Genomic DNA, 22,041 nt, shown 5'->3' with positions numbered 1-22,041 from the left:
CAGATGACAGACCGATTGGGTGAGCTCACCGCCGCAGGCGTGGCGGTCTGGCTCGACGACCTGTCCCGGCAACGGCTCAGCACCGGCAACCTGGACCAGCTGCGCCGCGAGAAGCACGTCGCCGGCGTGACCACCAACCCGACCATCTTCGCCGCCGCGCTCGCCGACGCCGACGAGTACAACTGGCAGCTGCGTGACCTGGCCGCCCGGGGCGTCAGCGTGGACGAGGCGGTGCGGATGCTCACCACCTACGACGTGCGATGGGGCTGCGACGTGATGCGCCCGGCGTACGAGACCAGCGGTGGCGTCGACGGCCGGGTGTCGATCGAGGTCGACCCGCGGCTGGCGTACCGCACCGCGGAGACCGTCGCCGAGGCGAAGGCGCTGTGGTGGCTGGTCGACCGGCCGAACCTGTTCATCAAGATCCCGGCGACCGAGGCCGGGCTGCCGGCGATCACCGCCACCCTGGCCGAAGGGATCAGCGTCAACGTGACCCTGATCTTCTCGCTGGACCGCTACAGCGCGGTGATGGACGCCTTCCTCGCCGGCCTGGAGCAGGCGAAGGCCAACGGCCACGACCTGACCACCATCGGCTCGGTCGCGTCGTTCTTCGTCTCCCGGGTGGACACCGAGATCGACAAGCGCCTCGACAAGATCGGCAGCGACCAGGCCAAGGCACTCAAGGGCAAGGCCGCCGTGGCGAACGCGCAGCTGGCGTACGAGCGGTACGCGGAGACCTTCTCCTCGGACCGCTGGCAGGCACTGGCCGACGCCGGCGCCCACCCGCAACGCCCGCTGTGGGCCTCCACCTCGACGAAGAACCCGGCCTACCGGGACGTCATCTACGTCGAGGAGCTGATCGCCCCCGGCACGGTCAACACCATGCCGGAGTCGGTGGTGCACGCCTACGCCGACCACGGCGAGACCCGGGGCGACACGGTCACCGGCTCCTACCCGGCCGCCCGGCAGGTGCTCGACGACCTGATCGCCGTCGGCGTCGACCTCGACGACGTGGTCAAGACCCTGGAGTCGGAGGGGGTGAGCAAGTTCGAGGCCAGCTGGCAGGAGCTGCTCGACGGGGTCCGCTCGTCGCTGGACGCGGCGGCGGCCGGTGCCGGTGAGCCGAACGCGGCGGCCGGTGGGCACGCCGCCGCGGCCAAGCAGGCCGGAGGTAACGCATGAGCGACTTCTTCGACGGCGGGGTCGAGGCTGCGGCCGGGCTGAGCGTGTACGGGGCCGACGCGGTCGACGCCTCAGCCGCCTCGTCGACCCGGGGCGCGCTGGTCGGCGACGGGGTGCCCGGCTCACTCGCCCGCAAGGACCCGACGCTGTGGGGCCCGGACGCCGAGGCCGAGGCGAAGATCCGGCTCGGCTGGCTGGACACCTTCACCCGCAGCCGGGACCTGCTGCCGCAGCTCGCCGAACTGCAGGCCGAGCTGGGCGACCTGGACCACGTGGTGCTGGCCGGAATGGGTGGCTCGTCGCTGGCGCCCGAGGTCATCTCGCTCACCGTCGGCAAGCCGGTAACCGTGCTGGACACCACCGACCCGCACCAGGTGCGGGCGGCGCTCGGCGACCGACTGGACCGGACCGTCGTGGTGGTGGCCAGCAAGTCCGGCGGCACCGTGGAGACCGACAGCCACCGTCGCGCGTACTGGCAGGCGTTCCTCGACTCGGGGCTGAGCGAGGCCGAGGCCGGGCGGCGGTTCGTCATCGTCACCGATCCCGGCTCGCCGCTGGCCACCACCGCCGAGGAGATGGGCGCCACCGTGGTGCTCGCCGACCCGGAGGTCGGCGGACGGTACTCGGCGCTGACCGCGTTCGGTCTGGTCCCGTCGGCGCTGGCCGGCGCGGACGTGGTCGAGCTGCTCGACCAGGCCGAGCAGCTGTCCGCCGCGCTCGGCGGCGACCGGGACAACCCGGGGCTGGCGCTCGGCGCGGCGCTCGGCGCGGCGGCCACCACCGGCCGGGACAAGGTAGCGCTGGTCTCCGACGGCACCGGCATCGAAGGGCTCGGCGACTGGATCGAGCAGCTGATCGCCGAGTCAACCGGCAAGGACGGCATCGGCATCCTGCCGGTGGTCGTCGAGGCACCGGACGCCCCCGGCGCCGCCGGCCCGGACGTGCTAACCGTCACCTACGGCGGTGCCGGCCAACCGGGCGGGGTGCCCGGCGGCGGGGTCCGCCCCGACCTGGCGGTCAACGGACCGCTCGGCGCGCAGTTCCTGGTCTGGGAGTACGCGACGGCGGTCGCCGGCCGGGTGCTCGGCATCGACCCGTTCAACCAGCCCAACGTCACCGAGTCGAAGGAGAACACCAACCGGATCCTGGCGTCCGGGCCGCCGACCGAGGCACCGTCGTTCGTCGACGGATCCATCGAGGTGTACGGGCCGGACGGCGTACCGGGTGAGCTGGTCGGCGCGCTGCGCTGGCTGATCGACGGCGTCGGCACCGACGGATACCTCGCGGTGATGGCCTACCTGGACCGGTTCGGCGACGCCGATGCGGCCGGGATTCGCCCACTGCTGGCGGCCGCCGCCGGCCGGCCGGTCACCTTCGGCTGGGGGCCGCGGTTCCTGCACTCCACCGGGCAGTACCACAAGGGCGGGCCGCAGGTCGGCGCGTTCCTGCAGATCACTGGTGCGGTCACCGACGACCTGCCGGTGCCCGGTCGCCCGTACAGCTTCGGTGAGCTGCAGGCGGCGCAGGCCGCCGGTGACCGTGAGGCGCTCGCCGGGCGGGGCCGGCCGCTGCTGCGGCTGCACCTGACCGATCGGGCCGCCGGCGTCGCCCAACTCCTGGACACGATTCGAAACCTGCCCAGCTGACAATTGGTCCGGAGGAAAACGGACTGAGGAGGCGACGTGAACCCCCTGCGCGACCCGCAGGACCGGCGGCTGCCGCGCATCCCGGAGCCCTGCGCTCTGGTGATTTTCGGTGTCACCGGTGATCTGGCTCGCAAGAAACTACTCCCCGGCATCTACGACCTGGCCAACCGAGGGCTGCTGCCACCCGGCTTCGTGGTGCTCGGCTTCGCCCGGCGGGACTGGACCGACGGCGACTTCGAGTCGCTGGCCCACGACTCGGCCAAGGAGTACGCGCGTACCCCGTGGCGCGAGGAGGTCTGGTCCCGCCTGGCCGGCAACATCAAGTTCGTCGGCGGCTCGTTCGACGACGACGCCGCGTTCGACAAGCTGTCGGCCTGCCTGGACGGGCTGCGCGAATCGCACGGCATCCACGGCAACGCCGCGTTCTACTTCTCCATCCCGCCGTCGGCGTTCCCGCAGGTGCTCAAGCAGCTGGCCCGCACCGGCATGGCCGACAACGAGCGGTGCGGCGGCTGGCGTCGGGTGGTGGTGGAGAAGCCGTTCGGCTACGACCTGCCGTCGGCGAAGTCGCTCAACGACCTGGTGGACGACGTGTTCACCCGCGACGACGTGTTCCGCATCGACCACTATCTGGGCAAGGAGACCGTCCAGAACATCATGGCGCTGCGGTTCGCCAACAACCTGTTCGAGCCGCTGTGGAACTCCAAGTACGTCGACTCGGTGCAGATCACCATGGCCGAGGACGTCGGCATCGGCAGCCGGGCCGGCTTCTACGACGCCACCGGCGCCGCCCGTGACGTGGTGCAGAACCATCTGCTGCAGCTGCTGGCCCTGGTCACCATGGAGGAGCCGACCAGCTTCGACGCCGCCGAGATCCGGGCGGAGAAGCTGAAGGTGCTGCGGGCGATCAGCCTGCCCGACGACGTGGCCGCCGGCACCGTCCGCGGTCAGTACCTGAAGGGCTGGGTGGCCGGGCAGCGGGCCGTCGGCTACCTGGAGGAGCCGAATGTGCCGGCCGACTCGACCACCGAGACGTACGTGGCGATGCGGCTGGGCATCCAGAACCGCCGGTGGGCCGGGGTGCCGTTCTACCTGCGCGCTGGAAAGCGGTTGCCGCGGCGGGTGACCGAGGTGGCGGTGATGTTCAAGGCCGCACCGCACCTGCCGTTCAACGGCACCGATGTTGAGATGCTCAGCAACAACCAGCTGGTCATCCGGGTGCAGCCCGACGAGGGTGTGGTACTCAAGTTCGGCGCCAAGGTGCCGGGCACCACCATGGAGGTCCGCGACATCGCGATGGACTTCCAGTACGGCGAGGCGTTCACCGAGGCCAGCCCGGAGGCGTACGAGCGGTTGGTACTCGACGTGCTGATCGGCGACCGCACCCTGTTCCCGGACGCCGCCGAGGTGGAGCAGAGCTGGCGGGTGATCGACCCTCTCGAAGAGGCATGGGAGGGCACCCGGCCGGAGCCGTACCGGTCCGGCGAGTGGGGTCCGCGGGCCGCCGACGAGATGCTGGCCCGCGAGGGCCGGTCCTGGAGGAGAGCATGATCAGCCTGTGGGACACCACCGGCAACGAGGTGGTCAAGGCCCTGGCCGCCGAGCGGCGCAGCGCCGGCGGCGTGGCCAGCGGGATGGCGCTGACCCTGATCGTGGTGGTCGACGAGAAGCGGGTACGCGAGGCGGAGGCGGCGGCCACCATCGCCGCCGCCGCCCACCCGTGCCGGCTGCTCGTGGTGGTCCGCTCCGACATCGACCGCAAGGTCAGCCGGCTCGACGCCGAGGTGGTCGTCGGCGGCCGGCTCGGGCCGTGCGAGGCGGTGGTCATGCGCACCTCCGGTCGGCTGGCGCTGCACGCCGAGTCGGTGGTGATGCCGCTGCTGGTGCCGGACGTACCCGTGGTGACCTGGTGGCACGGTGAGCCGCCGGAGCAGATCGCCAACGACTACCTGGGGGTCGTCGCCGACCGGCGGATCACCGACTCGGCGCAGGCCCCCAACCCGGTGCAGGCGCTGCTGCAGCGGGCGGTCGACTACGCGTCCGGTGACACCGACCTGGCATGGACCCGGATCACCCCGTGGCGCACCCTGGTCGCCGGGGCGTTCGACACCACCGACGCGCAGATCACCGGCGCCACGGTGACCGCGCCCCGGGCCGACCCGACCGCCGCCTTGATGATCAGCTGGCTGGCGGCCCGGCTCGGCATAACCCCGCGCTGGGAGGAGACCAGCGCGTTCCCCCGGATGCGGTCGGTGGAGCTGCGCTGCGCCAACGGTGACGGGCTGAGCCTGGTCCGCGAGGACAGTTCGGCGATGTTCACCCGGACCGGGCAGCCGGAGCGGCAGATGCCGCTGGTGCGTCGACCGCTCGGCGAAGAGCTCGCCGAGGAGCTGCGGCGGCTCGACGCCGACCAGGTCTACTCGGAGGCGCTGGGCACCCTGGCCGGGCTGCCGGATCTGTCGGCCCGGCCCGCCAAGCGGGTGCACATCTGGAAGGACCCGGCGAAGGCCACGGGGCCGGCAGCCGGCACGGACCCGGCGGTCGTCGCGGCCGGTCCGGCGCGGAGCGGCTCGTGAGCGGCCCCGGCATGCTCGTCGTGCATCCGGATGCCACCGTGCTGGCCAGCGCGGTGGCATCCCGGCTCGTCGTCCGGCTGATCGACGCCCAGGCCGAGCGGGGCGAAGCGTCGGTGGTGCTGACCGGCGGCCGGGTCGCGGCGGCTGTGCTGCGCGCGGTCGGTGAGTTGCCGGCCCGGCACGCGGTCGACTGGTCCCTGGTGGACGTCTGGTGGGGTGACGAGCGGTTCCTGCCCACCGGCGACCCGGACCGCAACGAGACCCAGGCCCGCGAGGCGCTGCTCGACGTACTGCCGCTGAGTCCGCAGCGGGTGCACGCGATGCCCGCGTCGGACGGGCCGGACGGCGACGACCCGGAGGCGGCCGCCGCACGGTACGCCGCCGCCCTCGACCGGGTCGCCGGTCCCGGTACGGCCCCGCTGCCCCGGTTCGACGTGCTGATGCTCGGCGTCGGCGAGGACGGACACGTGGCGTCGGTGTTCCCGGGGCATCCGGTGACCGGCGAGACCCGCCCGGTGGCGGCGGTACGGGACAGCCCGAAACCGCCGCCGACCCGGATCACGCTGACCCTGTCCACCATCAACACCGCCGACGAGGTGTGGCTGGTCGCCGCCGGGGCGGACAAGGCGGCGGCGGTCGGCAGGGCGTACGGCGGCAGCGACCCGGTCGCCGTGCCGGCAGCCGGCGTACGCGGCGTGCGCCGCACCTGGTGGCTGCTCGACCAAGCAGCGGCCGCCGAGCTGGTCACCGCGCCGACCTCGGCTGGCTAGCATCGGAAAACCCCTGACGTGGTGGCCGCCGGACGTTCCCGTCCGGCGGCCACCGTCTGTTCAGTGCGGGCCGACGGAGGCGAGTAGCTGGTCGAGCGGCTGCGGCAGCACGTCCCTGGCGATAGCCGCCTCGACGAGCAGCCGAGCGTAGCGTGACTTGCGACGCGAGCCGCTGCCCATGAACCGGCGCAGCTGCGCCTCTGGTGGCCGCCCGCGCCAGGCAAGCTGACCTTGCATGGTGCGAAACGACCCGAGGTCGCCCTGCGCCGCCAGGACTGCCTCGACCCCGTCGACTCCGATCGCCCGGATCAGTTCGTCCTCCAGGTCGTCAACGCAGACGAAGAACCCGAGCGCGGCGAGGTCGCCGTGCGTTCGGGAGGCACCGATCCCGGCGGCGGCCAGTCCCCGCGCGACGATGTCCGCCTCGGCCAGGTCACACAGCCCGACGAGCCGTACCCGCGTGAGCAGCGGGCCGACGCCGGCCAGGAACCGGCCGATGGCATAGCCGTCGAGCACCCGGCGGGCAAGCTCGCGGCGACGAGCGGCGTCCATCGGCCGATCACCCGTCGCCATGACGGTCATCGTCGGGGACACCCGACCCCACCGGCAACCGGATAACGGACGTCGACCCCCCCCCCGGATCACTACATCGCCGTACATCTATTGACAACCAGTGTTAACAATAAGACTCTTCTCGGAGAGCGCTCTCTCGCCCGTCCGACCGCCACCGATCCCGCCCGAGGAGTCCCTCATGGCTGTCCGAAGAAAGCTGCTGGCTCTCGCCGCCGTCCTGATCACCGCTGCCTCGACCGGCCTCGTCGCCGCCGCACCCGCCCAGGCCGTCGGCCCGGCGCTGCTGCCGGTCACCGTCACCAACAACACCGGCCGGGCCGGATCCGTCCACCTGTACGTGATCGGCGTACAGCTCTCCTCCGGCCGACTCGGCTACGTCAACCAGGCCGGCACGTTCATCCCCTGGTCCGGCGGACAAATCCCGCCGTCACCGGCCCCCGACGCCTCGATCCCCGGACCGACCAACGGCGCCAGCGCGGCGATCCGCTTCCCGCGCGGCTTCTCCGGCCGGGTCTACTTCTCCCTCGGCGCCAAGCTGAAGTTCTTCCTCACCCCGACCGGCCTGGTGCAGCCCGCTCCGTGGGCCGGCGGCGACCCCAACCGCGACATCCTGTTCGACTGGAGCGAGTTCACCTACAACGACGCCGGCCTGTGGCTCAACAGCTCCCAGGTGGACATGTTCGCGGTGCCGCACGCGGTCACCGTGACCGGCGCCAACGGTGTCACCAGGCGCACCGGCGACGTCGTCGCGGGCGGCCGCAACGCGATCATCAACGGAGTCCGCGCCCAGTCCGGCTGGGCCAACACGGTCCAGACCCGGGGCGACGGCACCGTGCTGCGGGTGCTCGCACCCGGCAAGGCCACCGGCGCCGGCCTGTTCAGCCCCACCTACCTGGACTCGTACATCGCCTCGGCGTGGAACACATACACCAGCCGGACGCTGACCGTCGTACCGTTCGGCGACCGCCCCGACATCCGCTACTACGGGCGGACCTCCGGCCGGGTGATGACCTTCACCAACGGTGCCGGTCAGGTCGTCGCCTCGTTCAACCGACCCTCGTCGGCGAGCGTGTGGGGCTGCGACGGCGACCTGCCCGCCCCCAACGACCAGGTGGTCGGCCCGATCTCCCGTACGCTGTGCGCCGCACTGAACCGGGGCACCCTCGGCACCATCCACACTCAGCCCAGCACCAACGCCGCCGAGTTCTACCGCAACAACCCGACCAACCAGTACGCCCGGATCATCCACGCCATCATGCGCGACGGAAAGGCGTACGCGTTCGCCTTCGACGACGTCGGCGCGTTCGAGTCGCTCGTGCACGACGGCGACCCCCGCTCCGCCGGAGTCGTACTCAGCCCGTTCTGACCGGGCCCTCCCCTACCTCGGTCCGGGTGCGCCGACACGCCACCGGCGCACCCGTCCCCGGGTCGGACGCCTCTGGTGGGTCGACGGTTACCGTGGAAGCCAGCGGCACGATGTCGGCCGCAGCGGATGAAGTGGAGGCTGCGTTGACCGACACCGCAGAGCGGTCCCCAAAGGTGTTGGCGATCTCGTGGGGTCGGATGGATGTCGAAGGACTTGGGACCGGCAAGGACTTCATGCTCCACCCGGGCGGCGGCCGAGCCTGGGACTGGTCCGAGACCGGGACCAGGCACAGCCCGGGGATTCAACCCGAGGACGTCGAGGAACTGCTGCGGCACGGCGCGACCGCGATCGTCCTGTCACGCGGCATGCAGCTCCAGCTTCAGATCGACCCACGCACCCTTGAACTTCTCGACCGGCACGGCATAACGCCGCACGTCGCCGAGACGACGCAAGCTGTGCAGCACTACACCGAACTGGCCGCGACGCAGCCGGTCGGTGGTCTGTTCCACTCGACCTGCTGACCAACGACATGGCGAGAACACCGCGCCCAGCATGATCCACTGCGCGCCACCGACACGACATGCCGACACCATGTCAGACCACGCGCATACGATCGGCCACCGGCAGGAGCAGCGGGCTACCACCTCACCCGGCTGACCACAGCTGTTCGAGCACCTTGTTGACCGCGTCGGGCTGCTCGCGGTGGGGCTCGTGCGCGGCACCGGGCACTCGCACCAGACGAGCACCGATCCGGTCAGCGACCGTCGCCGCAACCCTCTCCATCACCTGCGCCATGCCGGGCCGGTAGCCGCCAGGGACCGTACCCCAGTTGCCGACGACCACCAGTTTCGCGAAAGCGGCATCCGTCAATGGTTGGGTCGCCAGGTCCGCGAGCCAACACGGACGTTCATTCAGGGCGGTCCGGGCCGCCCGATCCAGCCAATCCGCCGGCTCCGGACGCGGCTGCCCAGCCGGGTAGACCAGGTCGAGATACTGCTGTGCGGTCCACCGGCGGGCACCAGACATGAATTCACGCGCGTCCTGGACCGCTGCGGCGACCACCGGATCGTCCGAGGCGACCTGATGGGCGCACGGCTCGATGAGCGTCAACGACCGGACCAGGTTGGGCCGCGCCGCTGCGGCGATCATCGCCACCGTCCCGCCGTAGGAATGCCCGACCAGATGGACGCCGCCGGTCATCAGAGCGACCACGTCCCGCGCGTCAACGGCGTAGTCACTGGTTCCCTGACCGTCGTCGAGGTCCGGACTGCGGCCGTAACCCCGTCGGTCCGGCAGCAGCACCCGCCGACGCCGGGCCAACGGCCGTTGCCGTTCGAACGCCGATGCCGCCCAGCTGAGCGTGCCGTGGATCAGAATCGCAGGTGCCGGTCCGTCGGGGCCGTCCCAGATCGTCACGTTCACCGGCGTACGCACGTGGAAAACGTACAGCGACGATAGCTTTCTGCGCTCGCAGCCCTTTGTGAAGGGTGACCGCCAAGGCGACCCGTCGTGATACCTCACGGCCGTGCACGATGTACCGATGAGGCCCTACACACGGATCCGCGTCGCTGGATACGTCGTCCGGACCACCGGCAGCGGTGCGCAACTCCTGGTCTTCGACCACATCGACTTCCCCGACGCCGGCACTCAGGTGCCCGCTGGCGGTGTGCAGCCCGGCGAGGAGCTACACGACGCGGTGCTGCGCGAAGTCACCGAGGAGACCGGCCTGGCCGACATAACCGTGGTCCGAGAGATCGGAAGCGAGGACAAACCGCATCCCGAGACCGGTCAACCTCGCCACACCACCTACTTCCACCTGCAGGCCCCGGACTACACCCCCGATGCCTGGCAGCACACGGTGACCGGCATGGGGACGGACCGCAGGCTGCAGTTCACCTGCCGATTCGTCCCGCTGCCCCTGCGAGCCCACCTCGCCGATCACCAGGACGCGCTACTCGGCAGCATCGACCGTCGATGGACCGCACGGACCGAACCCCCGCCCGCGTCAAGCCGGGCGACCGAACTTATGCCGCCGATGACGTAGGGGTAGTGGTGTTCCGTGCGGCGATCTGCGAAATACGTTGGGGTGACAGTCCGAGAAGCGCGCCTGCATCCCGGACGGTATAGCCGTCACGTAGAAGCGCCAGCACCGCTGTCGCGGTCGCGCGTTCGGCCTTCTCGCTGGCGTCCTGGGCCGCCCGCCTGGCGTCCAGAGCCACCGATACCGTACCGGGAAGCTCGGGACGCACATCGACTTCCACCATGACCGGGTCGATGTCCAACAGCAACGCGATCGCCTCTCGAGCCACCACAGCGACCTGGTCGAGTCGCCGCGCCTGGGTGTGCACACCCTTGAGTTCAGGCACGCTGATGGCCCACCAGTTGCCGACCCGTCGGCAGACCACGGAGTAGGTCGTCACTTCCACCAGTCCTCCCCGAGTTGATCGTCGAGATCGCCCATGATGCCCCGTGCCGTGTATTCGTTGATTTCCCGGTGTCGGGGTATCACAACCTTCTGGCCGCCACACCGAAAGATGGAGTGACTCCGCCTTCACGAAGCAGCTCGAACTCCTTGCCGGCCTCAGCTGCCGCCGTGCCGATCTTCTTAATTAGGTCAACCCGCTTCACCGCAGCCTAGCCAAGCCCGATAGACAGATCAAGTAAATCACACTAGACACCAACTCGGACCACCGGCGCGACTACTGTTACTCCCCGTGGACCGCGTTGAGGTCGAGATCACCGCAGAGCTGGTTCGGGGTCTGCTCCGCGATCAGTGTCCCGACCTCGCCGATCGGCCGGTCCGGCTGGGTGCGCGGGGCTGGGATAACCAGATGTGGCGCCTCGGTGACGATCTCGCCGTCCGGCTGCCCTGGGCGACCGGGTCGGCGGACGCACTGCTGTACAAGGAGTACGCCTGGCTACCCGCGCTGGCGCCGTACCTGCCGCTGCCGGTTCCCGTACCGCAGCGGCTCGGCGAGCCATCTGAGCGTTTCCCTCGGCCCTGGCTCGTCACCACCTGGGTCCCGGGGACACCCGCCGACCACGCCCCGGTCACCCGTGCCCGCGCGGCAGCTGAGTCCCTGGCAGCGTTCCTGACCGCACTGCACCGGCCCGCTCCCGACAGCGCACCCACGGGCAGCGGCAGCGGCCGGGGCGGGCCGTTGACCGACCACACCGAGCAGTTCACTCGCGGACTCGCCGAGGTCGCCGAGCGCGGGCTGGTCGACGATCCGGAAAAGGTAAACGCTGTCTGGGGAGACGCGGTCGCCGCACCCGGATGGACAGGCCCGGCTCTGTGGCTGCACGCCGACCTGCATCCGGCCAATGTCCTCACCTCCGACGGCACCATCTGCGGTGTCATCGACTTCGGGGACCTCTGCGTGGGCGACCCGGCGTACGACCTCGCCGCCGGATGGATTCTGCTCCCGGACGACAGCATCGACCACTTCTACGCGGCGTACCAGCCGATTCTGGACGCCGCGACGAAGCGCCGCGCTCGTGGCTGGGCGATGGCCCGCGCCCTCGGCGGCATCCTGATCGGCGACGCCGGGGCCCATGGCCGCCCCGGTGGCAAGCAGACGTGGGGTCCGCCCGCCCACGCCGCACTACGCCGTCTCGTCGCCACGATCGACTGACCGCCAGTCAACCGTCGCGCAGGAGGGCGTGGGCGATGGCTCGGTCGGGCGTGCTGTGCCACGCCGGGCCGCCGGCTCCGGACTCCCAGAGCAGGTTCTGCAGTACGCGGCCGAGCGTCCAACCGACCGCCCGTTGCCGGTCGACACCCAGCATCTCGGTCATCAGGTCGAAGCGTCTGCGGACCGCACGGGGCACGTCGCCAGTGACGACCACGTCGTTCCACCGGTTGTGCAGGGCGGGAAGCAGCTCGAACGCAGGGTCTCCGGCGAGTGGTTTCGGGTCGATCGCAAGCCACGGCTCCCGAGCGCCGGACGCGGCCGGGGCGGACCCGGCCGACTCGGTCCGGGACGCGAGGACGTTGTCGTAGTGCAGATCCCAGTGCAGCAGCCGGTCACCGGCCTCCGGCAGCAGCTCCTCGACAGCCGCCGCGCACCGCCGGACCAGCGGATGGTCTGCGGCGGGTAGCCGTACCAGCGCCTGCGGCACCCGGTCGAGCATCCCGGCGGCGACATCGGCGAGGCGGCGTATGTCGGGCGGGGCGACCACCGAGGTCAGCCGGGCGAGCAGCTGGCTGAGGATCCGTAACGCGGCCAGGTCGTCGGGGACGACTGCCAGGGTACGGTCGGCATCGAGTCGTTCCAGCAGCATCGTGCCGGAGCTCGCGTCGTGCCGCAGGAGGCGTACCGCGCCGTCGCCGCCCCAGGCCCGCAGCGCCGCCGGCTCACCGACGGTCTCCTCGTCGATCGGCTGCAGCTTCAGCATCGCCGGTGACCCGTCGGCCTGCACGACGGGCAGCACCAGGGCGATCGCGCCGCAGCTCGATGGCCCGTCGCGACGCAGCCCCCAGCTGTCCATGATGGCCGTGGTCAGCTGCGGCAGCGCCGCGATCCAGGCCCGTCCTGCCTCGCCGAAGTACGTGGCGTGGGATACCGCCAGCTGCGCCGGAACCGCAAGGCCCGATCCGCTGGTGGCCGCGCTCACCGCAGTTCAGTGAGGGTCGGTGGCCTTGATGGTGGTGAGGAAGCCGGTCCAGGCGGCCGGGTCGAAGGCGAGCGCTGGGCCGCCGCGGTCCTTGGAGTCGCGTACGCCGATGGTGTCGGCACCGAGGCGGACCTCGACGCAGGCGGCGTTGTTCGCGCTGCGGGAGGACGTGTACCAGCCGCGTGCGGGGGTGTGCTCGGTCATGTCATCTCCTGGGCGACCTGGCGAATCAGGGCGAGGGACTCCTCGAAGCTTAACGCCCGCTCCAGGGTCTCCCCGAAGGTGATCGTGTAGTCGGCGACCCGGCTGGACTGGTCGATGATGTCGCTGGAGGTCAGCACCTCCTGCCAGACCAGGTCCGGCACCCGGGTCGACGGGAACGACAGGATCTGGAACGGCGCTCCGAGCGCCGGGTAGGCGCCGGCCGAGTACGGGATGATGTGCACCCGGATCTGCTCCGGATGGCGGGTCATCAGGTCGGCCAGGTGATCCAGCTGGGCGCGCATCACTTCAGGGCCGCCGACCTGCTGGCGGATCGCACCCTCACCGAAGATCGCGGTGATCCGCAACGGCGGGTCCTCGGCGAGCCGGCGCTGCCGGGCCATCCGTACCTCGATGCGTTGCTCGGTCTCGGTGAGCCGGACGTAGGTGTTGCCACCGCGCAGGATCGCGCGGGCGTACGCCTCGGTCTGCAACAGGCCGTCGATCAGTTCGCTCTGGTAGGTGCGGACGTGGTCGGCACCGGCCTCGTAGCCGAGGAAGCGCAGGAACTCGGCCGGGAAGAGCTGCTTGTACGTGTGCCACCAGGCGCGGGCCATCGCGCCGACCCGCAGCGCCTCCAGCTCGGCGGCCTCCTGGTCGTCGATCTCGTAGATCTTGACGAGCTGGGCGAGCCGGTCGGCGGGGAGTTTGACCTTGCCGATCTCCACTCCGGAGACGTACGCCTGGGTGATGCCGCTGCTGCGGCCGACGCCGACGGCGGTCATGCCGAGCTCCTCTCGGCGCTCGCGTAGCCGGATGCCGAGCTCCATGGCCTGCACGGTCGGCGACATGGCGGGGTTGGCGGGTGCCTTACGGGTCCTCGGTGCACGTGCCATCGGTGACCTCCCTCGCGATTGGATGGTGACCACGACATCACACCAGGTGATCATGAACAACACAATGGGTTGATATAAGCGAGTTTTAGCGCGATGCTTCGTTCACCTCAGCATCCGAACAATGATCAAGGAGGACACTGTGGCCGGACAACTGGCATGGGTGGACGGTGAGCAGCGTGAACGGTACGGATTCTCGCTGTGCCGGGTGGTTGACCCCGGTGGCACCGACGAACGCTACGACCTGCTCGGCGTCATCGAGGTCCCGTTCGACCAGCGCCACCCGGAGCGCGTCGCCGACCAGCTCCACCCGTGGGCGGTCGCCACCCTGCGGGCCGGCGGGTACGGCTTCGGCCACTACCTCGCCGAACTGACCGGCCTCGACGAGGACGGCGAACCGTGGCACCACATCCGCAACGAGAACATCAACTGGTCAGGCACAACAGTGCTGGTACCCGCCGCCGACTGACCCCATGCTGCGGTGGCGACGCAACCCTCGCCTGACGGACGGCAGCGGGATACTGGTGTCCGACGAAGGGATTCGCTCGGTCGAGGCCGATCCCGGGCGTAATGAGCCGGGTCAGCCTCCGGTGCGTCGGGAGTGGGGGTAGGCAGCCGGTCAGGACTCGCCGCGTCGGGCGCGGACCGCCGCGAGCGCCTCGGCGAGGATCGCCTCGGCGTCGGCGTCGCTGCGGCGCTCCTTCACGTACGCCAGGTGCGACTTGAACGGCTCGGTCCGTGGCCGGGCCGGCGGATTGTGCCGGTCCTGCCCGGCGGGCAGCCCGCAGCGCGGGCACTCCCAGGTTTCCGGGGCCGCCGCGTCCACGGCGAGACTGATCTCCACCGCGTGCGCGTTGGCGCACCAGTAGGTGGCCTGTCGGCGGGGTGCGGGTTCGGCCCGCTCGGTGGGCCGGGCCGGGCTGGCACCGACCCGGCTGCCCCGGATCGTGTTTGCACTCGCCATGTTTGTCGCTCCTGTCGTCGGGGAGGGGATGTCACCACCGGCACGAGGCGGTGGTGCGACGCCGGTGAAGCGGGCGTACCGAAAAGAAATGCGCGACCCGTATCAACAGGCCGCGCAAAATCTTACGACGAGATGCGACGGATCACACACCCGTACTCATCGCGACCTTCAGCCACAGGCCGAAGCCGACGATGCAGGCGAACCACACGATGCCGGTCAGCACGGTGTAGCGGTCGAGGTTCTTCTCGGCCACCGAGGATCCGGCCAGGCTGGTGCTCACGCCACCACCGAACATGCTGGACATGCCGCCGCCCTTGCCCTTGTGCAGCAGGATCAGCATGGTGAGTATGACGCTCGTAATCACCAGCAAAACGATCAATACGTAGGCGAACTCGATCGGCATGGCAGTGGTCAGTCCTCTCATCACGGTCGCCGGCTCGCGAAGCGGGGCGAACCGGACAAACCCGAGTGGGCCGACACCCGGGCCACCCCAGGATAGCGGGCCGGCTCGATCCATGCCGACCGGCTCCGACCCGTCTCCGCAGCCATCCACCCGTGTGGTCCGCCGCGAGAAGGGTAGCCGACCGGATGAGACGACAGGGACAGCCCGCCGAGCGGATTCGGGGCCGACCCACCGGCGTCGGCCGGACGCCGGACCGGGCAGCCGAGCGGATCAGCGACGACCTACGCCTGGCCGACACGCCGACGCTGCGGCGACGGCGGTGGTCGGCCGGGCTGACCCTGCTCGCGGCCGGCGCCTACGCGGTGGTCGCCACCTACCAGTACGGCCTGGTGCGGCACCTGCCGGAGCCGGCGCTGCCCTGGCTGGACGCCGACCGGGTGGACGCCAGCGGCGAGGCGTACGCCGCCGGACACACCCCGGATACCGCCCTCGCGCTGGCCAACGCCGGCGTCACCCTCGCCCTGATCGGGACGGGCGACGCCGAGCGGGCGACCCGCCAGCCGTGGCGGCCGCTGCTCGCTGCCGGCAAGGCGGCCGGTGACGCGGCCGCCGGGGCCTGGCTGTTCGCCGAACAGCTCAGCCGGCACCGCCGAATCTGCAGCTGGTGCACCCTGGCCGCCGCCGCGACGACTGCGGCGGCGGTGCTCACCGTGCCGGAAGCCACCCGGGCGTGGCGGCACCTCCGCGGCCGCTCGGCATGAGGGTCCGGCAGCGGCGCGCCCGCCGGGTCGTCGTGGTCGGCGGCGGCCACAACGGTTTGGTCGCCGCCTGCTACCTGGCCCGCAGCGGCTGGCGGACGCAGGTGCTGGAGCAGTCCGACAAGCTGGGCGGCGGTGCCCGGACCGAAGAACTGCTGCCGGGTCACCATTTCAACACCCACTCCGCGGCGCACAACATCATCAACGCCACCGGCATCGTCGAGGATTTGCGGCTGCGTGACGCCGGGCTGGTATACCGCGAGATGGACCCGTTCTCCGTCGCGGCGTTCCGCGACGGCACGATCGTCCGGTTCCACCGCAGCGTCGCGGCCACCGTCGAGTCGATCGCCGAGGTCGACCGGCGGGCCGCGCGGCGGTACGCGGCCTGGATGCGCCAGGCTTGGCCGATCGTCTCCGCGATGCGGACCATGCTGGACCCCGGCACCGGCGTGACGCAGCGACTACGGCGGATGCCGAGCCTGCTCGCAGCGGGTGGCCTGGCGGTCGCCCGCAACGGCGGGCCGGTCGGGCTGGCCCGTACCCTGCTGGCACCGTACGGGCGGGTGCTGCGGGAACAGTTCGACACCGAGCTGGTCCGGGCACCGGTGGCGGCGTTCGCCGCGCACGCCTCCGCGTCGCCACAGCAGATCGGCGGGGCCACCTTCGCGTTCTGGCAGGCGTTCTACCACCAGGTCGGTCAGTGGCATCCGGTCGGCGGGTCGCAGGCGTTGACCGACGCGCTCGCCACCCGGCTGGCCAGCTACGGCGGCAGTTGGCGGGTGCACTCGCCGGTGGCCCGGATTCTGCGCACCGGGCCCGGCACCGACCGGGTCGCCGGGGTCGAGCTGGCCGACGGTACGCGGATCACCGCCGACGCGGTGCTCACCGCCATCGACCCGCGCACCGCCCTGCTCGACCTGCTGGATCCACCGCTGACCGGCCCGGTCGCCGACCGGCTGCGGGCCGCCGGGCGCGGGAACGCCGTACAGGGCCTGGTCCTGCTGGCCACGACCGGGCTGCCCGGCTACCCGCAGGCCCGGCCCGGCGACTGGAACGGACTGCAGTCCTACGTCGACAGCCTCGACTCGCTGTCCGCCGGATTCGCCCAGGCCGAGGCCGGTCATCTGCCGGACGACCCGGTGCCGACATACGCGTTCACGCCGTCGGCGCTGGACGACAGCCTCACCCCGCCCGGCCGGCACACTGTCTACCTGGCCTGCCCATGCGCCCCGTACGAGGTGCGGGGCGGTTGGGACGCCGCCCGGGAGGAGTTCGCCGACCGGATGATCGCCGCCGTCGAGGCGCGGGCACCCGGGTTCGCCGCCAGCGTCGTCGACCGGGTGACGCACACCCCGGCCGACATGGCCCGGCAACTGCGCTGGCCGGGCGCGCACCCGATGCATCTGGACATCAGCCTGGACCAGCTGGCGATACTGCGTCCGACCCCGGACCTTGCCGGCCACCGCACCCCGCTGCCCGGGCTGGTGGTGTCCGGGGCGGGCACCGCACCGGTCGGTGGCATCGCCGGCCTGCCCGGCCGCGACGCGGCGTACGCGCTGATCACCCGGCCGCCCGCGCGGGGCGGGCCCGCCGGCCGCCGATGGCCGTGACGAACTGGGCGGCGGCCAGCTGAATCCCGTACGACCAGGTGGGGTAGGCGTGGGTGGCCTGGGCGAGGCGACCGGCGAACATGCCGGTGGCCATCGCCAGCGCCGGTTCGTGGATCATCTCGCCGGCCCGCCCGGCGACGACGGTCGCCCCGAGGATCCGGCCGCCGCCGAGATTGCCCAGCAGCCGGCGCGGCCCGGCGACCAGGGTGACGAACCCGTCGGTCGCGTCGGCGGTGACCGCCCGGTCCATCTCCGTCATCGGCAGGTACGCCACCCGGCCGCCCCGGCCGACCGACTGTGCCTCGGTCAGCCCGACCCGGGCCACCTCGGGGTCGGTGAAGACCACCCACGGCGTGGCGGACGGATCGTAGCGCTGCCGCCGACGCGACAGCGCGTTGCCGGCGGCGATCCGCCCCATGGCGAACGCGGCGTGGGTGACCGGCATCCGGCCGGTGACGTCCCCTGCGGCGTACCCACCGGGCGCGGTCGTGGCGAGGCGGTCGTCGGTGACCACGTGCCCCCGGTCGTCGACGGCGATCCCGGCGGACGGCAGGTCGAGCCCGTCGGTGGTCGGCCGGCGGCCCGTCGCGACCAACAGCCGGTCGCCATGGACCTGGTTGCCGCCGGCCAGCCGCAGCGCCACGCCGCCGACGTGTTCGCCCGCTTCGACGACCTGCGCGCCCAGGCACAGCGTGATCCCTTCGCGGGCGAACACGTCGGCGATCACCGTCGAGACCGCCGGCTCGTGGCCGGGCAGCAGCCGGTCGGCGACCTCGACGACGGTCACCCGGGTGCCGAACCGGGCGTACGCCTGGGCGAGTTCGCAGCCGACCGGGCCGCCGCCGAGCACGATCAGCGACCCGGGTGCCGCGGCGAGGTCGAAGACCGTCTCGGTGGTCAGGTACGGGACCTCGGTCAGCCCGGGCACCGACGGGACCGCCGGGGCGGCCCCGGTGGCGACGATGTAGCGGCGGGCGGTCAGCACGGTGCCGTCGACGTCGAGCCGCCCCGGCGCGACGAACCGGGCCCGACCCCGGCGGACCTCGATGCCCTCGGCGTGCAGCGCGGCGGCGTCCTCGGTGGCGGCGATCCGCGCGATCACCGATCGCATCCGTCGTACGGCGTCGTCGAACGGCAGTCCCCGACCGGCCGCCTCGATCAGCGTCTTCGACGGGACGCAGCCGGTGAACGTGCAGTCGCCGCCGGGCGGCCCGTCGGTGACCAGCAGCACCCGGGCACCGGCGCCGGCGGCGGCGCGGGCCGCACCGAGACCGGCCGCACCGCCGCCGATCACCACCAGGTCGTGTCCGCCGGTCACGGTCTGACCGCCACCAGCAGGCCGTACCCGATGATCTGCTCGGCGATCGCCGCCCGGGCGGCGGCCAGCACCGCCGGGGCCCGGGTGAAGTCCAGCCCGGCCGCCTCGGCCCGGTCGCGGGCGGTCATCCGGACCAGCGTCAGCCGGGCCTCGATCTGCTCCAGCATGGCGGCGACCGCGGCGTCGTGGCGTTGCGTGTACGTCACCCGCAGCCCGGCGGCGGCCAGCAGGTCGGCGTACTCGGCCAGCGGGCGGGCGTCGGCGACGCAGGCGATCCAGCCGCCGAGCCCGGCGAGTTCGGCCGGCAGCCGGGCCTGGTCGACGGTGACGTCGGTGAGGCCGAGCCGCCCACCGGGCCGCAGCACCCGGGCGAACTCGACGGCGGCGGTGACCTTGTCGGGGAAGGTGCAGAAGGCGCATTCGCAGACCACCGCATCGAAGGCCGCGTCCGGCACCGGCAGCCGCTCGGCGTCGCCGAGCCGAAACCGCACCGATCCGCGGGCACCGGCCGTCACGGTCGCGGCAGCCGCCTGCGTCGCGGCGGAGACGTTGGCCGCCGACAGGTCGACGCCGGTGACATCGGCTTTGTACGACTGGGCCAGCAGCAACGCGGTGGCGCCGCGCCCGCTGGCCACGTCGAGCACCGCCGCGCCGGGACGCAGCGCGAGCCGGTCGGCGAGCCGCCGGGTCAACGCCAGACCGCCCGGGTGGTACGACTCGCCGAGCAGCAACGCGACGACGTCGGAGCCGTACGCGGCGGCGCAGCACGCCTTCGCCTCGGTCCTCGCCTCAGCGGCCACAGCGGGGCCGTCCACCGGACCGGTGGGGCCGGTCACCGGACCCGCCGGCCGACGTTGGTGGTGTCCGGGGCGATTCGGCCGGTGCCGGTGCGTCCACCGGGCCGGGCCACCTTCGATCCGTACGGCGAATCGGTGAGCACCGGCTGCAGCGGCAGCGCGTTGGGCACCACGTCGGCCACCGCGACCCCGGACAGCTGCTCGCGGACCTGTTCCCGGTAGCCGACCGAGTTGTACGCGCAAAACGGGATCATCCGTCCGTCCGGGGTGATTTCTTCGACGCAGCATTTCATCAGCTGTTTGACGTTGAGCGTGTACGGGTCCTGGAAGTCCTGAATGACGATCATGAAGGCCCGGTCGGTGATGTCGGCGATCGCTGCCGGCAGGTTGATTCCGCAGGCGTCGGCGCAGTCCAGCGCCGTCGCGGCGGCCGCCAGCTGCTCGCTGGTGGTCTCGGTGCCCATGAACGCCGACGCCGACCACAGCTTCTCCAACGCCTCGCGGATCGCCAGGTCCGGCAGCACCCGGTTGGCGACGTAGTCGAGGTAGTCGGCGACGTTGAGCAGCCGTGGGATCGGCACCACCCCGAAGTCGGGCTCGCCGGGGGTGCCCTCACTGAGCAGGTAGGTGATGGACCGGCAGGTCGGGAAGCAGCACGGCACCGGGAAGAAGTCCGACGCGGTGAACCAGTCAGGGCGCTGCGCCACGATGCCGTGGATGATGTCGGAGTTGGTCAGCCGGTGCAACGGGTCGAACTCGACGTGCCGTCCAGCGTGGGTGACCGGCTGGAACGACACCGACCGTACGGCGGGATGCGCCAGCCCGTACTCGATGATCGCGCCGAGTTCGTGGTCGTTGAGCCCGCGCTCGACTGCGGCGACCAGGGTGACGGTCAGCCCGGCGTCGGCGCAGTTGTCCAGCGCCCGCCGCTTGATCTCGCGCAGGTCACGGCCGCGGATCGCCTGGTGGGTGCGCTCGTCGAAGCCGTCGAACTGCAGGTAGATGTTGATTGCCCGGTCCGGGCTGTGCCGCCGGCCGAGTTCGGCGACGAACCGCTTGTCGGAAGCGAGCCGGATGCCGTTGGTGTTGAGGTTGACCGCCTTGATCGGCCGGGCCTGGGCGGCGTCCACGAACTCCAGAATCTGCTTGTGGATGGTGGGTTCCCCGCCGGAGAACATCACCACTTCGGGTTCGCCTTCGGCGGCGACGAACGTGTCGAGCATCCGTTCGCACTGGTCGAGGGTGATCGAGTAGCCGTCGGGCTGGTGGCCGGAGTCGGCGAAGCAGATCGGGCAGTCCAGGTTGCAGCCGGTGTTGACCTCAATGATGCCGAGGCAGGCGTGCTGTTTGTGCTCGGGGCAGAGCCCGCAGTCGCTGGGGCAGCCGTCAACCACGTCGGTCTGGAACGTCAGCGGGATCGTGCCGGGCTTGTTGAACCGGGCCGAGTCGAGGTACATCTGCGCGTCGCCGTAGACCAACGCCTCGAACTGCCCGTGCTCACGGCAGCGTTTCCGCAGGTAGACCTTATCGTCGCGGATGTTGACCTGGGCGTCGACGACGACCTTGCACACCGGGCAGATCGACTTGGTGTACTCGATGAAGATCTCGTCGCGGTCCTGTTTGTCGGTCATCGGGCTCCCTCGCGGCACGATGGATCCTCGGGCGACCAGTCCACCATCACCGACCGCAGGTCGGCAAGCACCCACCGCCGCAGGGCTGGCAGCCGGCCAGGCCAAGCGAGACGAGCGCCTCGCCCGGTTCCAGCTCTCCGCCCAACTCGGCCCCTACTCTTGAGGGTCCATGGACAGGATCGCCATCATCGGCTGTGGCGGCAGCGGCAAGTCGACGATCGCCCGGCAACTCGCCCAGGTCCTCGACGCGCCGCTGACTCACCTCGACGCGATCTACTACGACGAACAGTGGAACCCACTCCCGCAACACGAGTTCGCCGCCAAGCAGGAAAAACTCGTCACCGGCGAACGCTGGATAATCGAAGGCAACTACGCCGGCACCCTGCCGATCCGGCTCGCCGCCGCCGACACCGTGATCTTCCTCGACCTCCCCGCCGCCACCTGCCTCTGGGGCATCGCCCAGCGACGCCGCCGCTACCAGGGCGGCCAACATCAGACCGACGGCGTATACGACCGGATCACCTGGAACTTTGTCCGCTACATCCTCGGCTACCGACGCGCTATGCGGCCCCGCGTCCAGAACCTCATTCGAGAACACGGGCCGCACGTCCGGCTCATCTCACTCACCAGCCGCCGACAAGCCAACCAACTGGTCGACCGGCTCCGACGACAAGCCCAACCGTTGACTTCGTCCCCGCCCTGAAGGAACGGGGATTCCCTTGGTCGCGCTCGGGGG

Annotated in this window: 24 protein-coding genes; 13 read left to right on the top strand and 11 right to left on the bottom strand. The window is 71.2% G+C overall.

The window, feature by feature from the left end; translation table 11 throughout:
• Positions 1–3 precede the first annotated feature (3 nt).
• From tal to pgl, 5 genes are read left to right on the top strand one after another with little or no spacing between them, the layout of a single operon-like run.
• Complete coding sequence (gene tal / locus ACFHW1_RS19360; RefSeq protein WP_416554842.1) at positions 4–1,182, top strand: transaldolase; 1,179 nt, start codon at positions 4–6, stop codon at positions 1,180–1,182.
• Entirely contained in the window at positions 1,179–2,828 is a 1,650-nt protein-coding gene (locus ACFHW1_RS19355) for a glucose-6-phosphate isomerase (protein ID WP_416615883.1), read from the top strand. Before tal ends, ACFHW1_RS19355 begins: the two co-directional genes overlap by 4 nt.
• Positions 2,829–2,864: 36 nt before the next feature.
• Positions 2,865–4,379 (top strand): glucose-6-phosphate dehydrogenase, encoded by a 1,515-nt coding sequence (zwf, locus tag ACFHW1_RS19350; protein ID WP_281550404.1) that lies wholly within the window; start codon positions 2,865–2,867, stop codon positions 4,377–4,379.
• Positions 4,376–5,404: a glucose-6-phosphate dehydrogenase assembly protein OpcA gene (locus tag ACFHW1_RS19345; RefSeq protein ID WP_416554840.1), complete on the top strand. Its 1,029-nt coding sequence runs from the start codon at positions 4,376–4,378 to the stop codon at positions 5,402–5,404. Before zwf ends, ACFHW1_RS19345 begins: the two co-directional genes overlap by 4 nt.
• An 11-nt stretch (positions 5,405–5,415) precedes the next feature.
• Complete coding sequence (gene pgl, locus ACFHW1_RS19340) at positions 5,416–6,174, top strand: 6-phosphogluconolactonase (protein WP_416555007.1); 759 nt, start codon at positions 5,416–5,418, stop codon at positions 6,172–6,174.
• A gap of 60 nt (positions 6,175–6,234) precedes the next feature.
• Here the strand turns inward: pgl and ACFHW1_RS19335 are convergent, their stop codons facing one another.
• On the bottom strand, positions 6,235–6,747 hold the full coding sequence (locus ACFHW1_RS19335; protein ID WP_416554838.1) for an ATP-dependent endonuclease: 513 nt from the start codon (positions 6,745–6,747) through the stop codon (positions 6,235–6,237).
• 178 nt (positions 6,748–6,925) lie between these two features.
• Here ACFHW1_RS19335 and ACFHW1_RS19330 point away from each other — a divergent pair, with 178 nt between their 5' ends.
• On the top strand, positions 6,926–8,113 hold the full coding sequence (locus ACFHW1_RS19330) for a beta-1,3-glucanase family protein (protein ID WP_416615881.1): 1,188 nt from the start codon (positions 6,926–6,928) through the stop codon (positions 8,111–8,113).
• Between the two features lie 143 nt (positions 8,114–8,256).
• On the top strand, positions 8,257–8,634 hold the full coding sequence (locus ACFHW1_RS19325) for an Mth938-like domain-containing protein (protein WP_416554834.1): 378 nt from the start codon (positions 8,257–8,259) through the stop codon (positions 8,632–8,634).
• Positions 8,635–8,758: 124 nt separating this feature from the next.
• On the opposite strand, the gene ACFHW1_RS19320 is transcribed toward ACFHW1_RS19325, so the two are convergent.
• The gene (locus ACFHW1_RS19320) at positions 8,759–9,547 is read right to left on the bottom strand and encodes an alpha/beta fold hydrolase (RefSeq protein WP_416554832.1); all 789 of its coding nucleotides are present in this window, start codon (positions 9,545–9,547) and stop codon (positions 8,759–8,761) included.
• Between the two features lie 106 nt (positions 9,548–9,653).
• Between ACFHW1_RS19320 and ACFHW1_RS19315 the strand changes: the two genes are divergently transcribed.
• Positions 9,654–10,157 carry an NUDIX hydrolase gene (locus tag ACFHW1_RS19315; protein ID WP_416554830.1) on the top strand — a complete coding sequence of 168 codons (504 nt, stop codon included), beginning with the start codon at positions 9,654–9,656 and terminating at the stop codon, positions 10,155–10,157.
• On the opposite strand, the gene ACFHW1_RS19310 is transcribed toward ACFHW1_RS19315, so the two are convergent.
• A complete protein-coding gene (locus ACFHW1_RS19310) occupies positions 10,138–10,539 on the bottom strand; it encodes a type II toxin-antitoxin system HicB family antitoxin (RefSeq protein ID WP_416554828.1) in 402 nt (133 codons plus the stop codon). The two genes, ACFHW1_RS19315 and ACFHW1_RS19310, sit on opposite strands and share 20 nt — an antisense overlap.
• Positions 10,540–10,827: 288 nt before the next feature.
• Here ACFHW1_RS19310 and ACFHW1_RS19305 point away from each other — a divergent pair, with 288 nt between their 5' ends.
• A complete protein-coding gene (locus ACFHW1_RS19305; protein WP_416554826.1) occupies positions 10,828–11,748 on the top strand; it encodes an aminoglycoside phosphotransferase family protein in 921 nt (306 codons plus the stop codon).
• Between the two features lie 7 nt (positions 11,749–11,755).
• Here ACFHW1_RS19305 and ACFHW1_RS19300 read toward each other — a convergent pair whose 3' ends face one another.
• The 3 genes from ACFHW1_RS19300 to ACFHW1_RS19290 are packed head-to-tail and all read right to left on the bottom strand — an operon-like array spanning position 11,756 to position 13,827.
• Positions 11,756–12,730, bottom strand: coding sequence for an aminoglycoside phosphotransferase family protein (locus ACFHW1_RS19300; RefSeq protein WP_416554824.1), 975 nt, complete (start codon positions 12,728–12,730; stop codon positions 11,756–11,758).
• A gap of 6 nt (positions 12,731–12,736) precedes the next feature.
• The gene (locus tag ACFHW1_RS19295; protein WP_416554821.1) at positions 12,737–12,934 is read right to left on the bottom strand and encodes a DUF397 domain-containing protein; all 198 of its coding nucleotides are present in this window, start codon (positions 12,932–12,934) and stop codon (positions 12,737–12,739) included.
• On the bottom strand, positions 12,931–13,827 hold the full coding sequence (locus ACFHW1_RS19290; RefSeq protein WP_416554819.1) for a helix-turn-helix domain-containing protein: 897 nt from the start codon (positions 13,825–13,827) through the stop codon (positions 12,931–12,933). The genes ACFHW1_RS19295 and ACFHW1_RS19290 overlap by 4 nt, the downstream gene beginning before the upstream one ends.
• A gap of 121 nt (positions 13,828–13,948) precedes the next feature.
• Here ACFHW1_RS19290 and ACFHW1_RS19285 point away from each other — a divergent pair, with 121 nt between their 5' ends.
• Complete coding sequence (locus ACFHW1_RS19285; RefSeq protein WP_416554817.1) at positions 13,949–14,293, top strand: hypothetical protein; 345 nt, start codon at positions 13,949–13,951, stop codon at positions 14,291–14,293.
• Between the two features lie 150 nt (positions 14,294–14,443).
• Here ACFHW1_RS19285 and ACFHW1_RS19280 read toward each other — a convergent pair whose 3' ends face one another.
• Both ACFHW1_RS19280 and secG read right to left on the bottom strand, forming a co-directional pair.
• Complete coding sequence (locus tag ACFHW1_RS19280) at positions 14,444–14,788, bottom strand: RNA polymerase-binding protein RbpA (RefSeq protein ID WP_416554815.1); 345 nt, start codon at positions 14,786–14,788, stop codon at positions 14,444–14,446.
• A 142-nt stretch (positions 14,789–14,930) separates the two neighbouring features.
• Entirely contained in the window at positions 14,931–15,191 is a 261-nt protein-coding gene (secG, locus tag ACFHW1_RS19275; protein ID WP_416554813.1) for a preprotein translocase subunit SecG, read from the bottom strand.
• A gap of 185 nt (positions 15,192–15,376) precedes the next feature.
• On the opposite strand from secG, the gene ACFHW1_RS19270 reads away from it, so the two are divergent.
• Positions 15,377–15,952 (top strand): vitamin K epoxide reductase family protein, encoded by a 576-nt coding sequence (locus ACFHW1_RS19270; protein ID WP_416569514.1) that lies wholly within the window; start codon positions 15,377–15,379, stop codon positions 15,950–15,952.
• On the top strand, positions 15,949–17,559 hold the full coding sequence (locus ACFHW1_RS19265) for a phytoene desaturase family protein (RefSeq protein ID WP_416569513.1): 1,611 nt from the start codon (positions 15,949–15,951) through the stop codon (positions 17,557–17,559). The genes ACFHW1_RS19270 and ACFHW1_RS19265 overlap by 4 nt, the downstream gene beginning before the upstream one ends.
• Here the strand turns inward: ACFHW1_RS19265 and ACFHW1_RS19260 are convergent.
• The 3 genes from ACFHW1_RS19260 to ACFHW1_RS19250 are packed head-to-tail and all read right to left on the bottom strand — an operon-like array spanning position 17,510 to position 21,305.
• Complete coding sequence (locus ACFHW1_RS19260; protein ID WP_416615879.1) at positions 17,510–18,877, bottom strand: dihydrolipoyl dehydrogenase family protein; 1,368 nt, start codon at positions 18,875–18,877, stop codon at positions 17,510–17,512. The genes ACFHW1_RS19265 and ACFHW1_RS19260 overlap by 50 nt on opposite strands.
• A complete protein-coding gene (locus ACFHW1_RS19255; protein WP_416555005.1) occupies positions 18,874–19,677 on the bottom strand; it encodes a class I SAM-dependent methyltransferase in 804 nt (267 codons plus the stop codon). Before ACFHW1_RS19255 ends, ACFHW1_RS19260 begins: the two co-directional genes overlap by 4 nt.
• A gap of 32 nt (positions 19,678–19,709) precedes the next feature.
• Positions 19,710–21,305, bottom strand: coding sequence for a radical SAM protein (locus ACFHW1_RS19250; protein ID WP_416554805.1), 1,596 nt, complete (start codon positions 21,303–21,305; stop codon positions 19,710–19,712).
• Positions 21,306–21,474: 169 nt separating this feature from the next.
• Here ACFHW1_RS19250 and ACFHW1_RS19245 point away from each other — a divergent pair, with 169 nt between their 5' ends.
• On the top strand, positions 21,475–22,008 hold the full coding sequence (locus ACFHW1_RS19245; RefSeq protein ID WP_416554803.1) for a topology modulation protein: 534 nt from the start codon (positions 21,475–21,477) through the stop codon (positions 22,006–22,008).
• Positions 22,009–22,041 lie beyond the last annotated feature (33 nt).

It is taken from the genome of Micromonospora sp. LOL_014 (assembly GCF_048060245.1).
In the GTDB taxonomy this organism is placed as follows: Bacteria; Actinomycetota; Actinomycetes; order Mycobacteriales; family Micromonosporaceae; genus Micromonospora_E.
This window is presented reverse-complemented; position numbering and strand designations above follow the sequence as displayed.

What these genes read in the sequence shown, in the direction of transcription:
- tal (WP_416554842.1), top strand. Translation starts at nt 4, where the DNA reads ATGACAGACCGATTGGGTGAGCTCACCGCCGCAGGCGTGGCGGTCTGG.
- ACFHW1_RS19355 (WP_416615883.1), top strand. Translation starts at nt 1,179, where the DNA reads ATGAGCGACTTCTTCGACGGCGGGGTCGAGGCTGCGGCCGGGCTGAGC.
- ACFHW1_RS19345 (WP_416554840.1), top strand. Translation starts at nt 4,376, where the DNA reads ATGATCAGCCTGTGGGACACCACCGGCAACGAGGTGGTCAAGGCCCTG.
- pgl (WP_416555007.1), top strand. Translation starts at nt 5,416, where the DNA reads ATGCTCGTCGTGCATCCGGATGCCACCGTGCTGGCCAGCGCGGTGGCA.
- ACFHW1_RS19335 (WP_416554838.1), bottom strand. Translation starts at nt 6,747, where the DNA reads ATGGCGACGGGTGATCGGCCGATGGACGCCGCTCGTCGCCGCGAGCTT.
- ACFHW1_RS19330 (WP_416615881.1), top strand. Translation starts at nt 6,926, where the DNA reads ATGGCTGTCCGAAGAAAGCTGCTGGCTCTCGCCGCCGTCCTGATCACC.
- ACFHW1_RS19315 (WP_416554830.1), top strand. Translation starts at nt 9,654, where the DNA reads ATGAGGCCCTACACACGGATCCGCGTCGCTGGATACGTCGTCCGGACC.
- ACFHW1_RS19295 (WP_416554821.1), bottom strand. Translation starts at nt 12,934, where the DNA reads ATGACCGAGCACACCCCCGCACGCGGCTGGTACACGTCCTCCCGCAGC.
- ACFHW1_RS19290 (WP_416554819.1), bottom strand. Translation starts at nt 13,827, where the DNA reads ATGGCACGTGCACCGAGGACCCGTAAGGCACCCGCCAACCCCGCCATG.
- ACFHW1_RS19285 (WP_416554817.1), top strand. Translation starts at nt 13,949, where the DNA reads ATGATCAAGGAGGACACTGTGGCCGGACAACTGGCATGGGTGGACGGT.
- ACFHW1_RS19280 (WP_416554815.1), bottom strand. Translation starts at nt 14,788, where the DNA reads ATGGCGAGTGCAAACACGATCCGGGGCAGCCGGGTCGGTGCCAGCCCG.
- secG (WP_416554813.1), bottom strand. Translation starts at nt 15,191, where the DNA reads ATGCCGATCGAGTTCGCCTACGTATTGATCGTTTTGCTGGTGATTACG.
- ACFHW1_RS19270 (WP_416569514.1), top strand. Translation starts at nt 15,377, where the DNA reads ATGAGACGACAGGGACAGCCCGCCGAGCGGATTCGGGGCCGACCCACC.
- ACFHW1_RS19265 (WP_416569513.1), top strand. Translation starts at nt 15,949, where the DNA reads ATGAGGGTCCGGCAGCGGCGCGCCCGCCGGGTCGTCGTGGTCGGCGGC.
- ACFHW1_RS19250 (WP_416554805.1), bottom strand. Translation starts at nt 21,305, where the DNA reads ATGACCGACAAACAGGACCGCGACGAGATCTTCATCGAGTACACCAAG.
- ACFHW1_RS19245 (WP_416554803.1), top strand. Translation starts at nt 21,475, where the DNA reads ATGGACAGGATCGCCATCATCGGCTGTGGCGGCAGCGGCAAGTCGACG.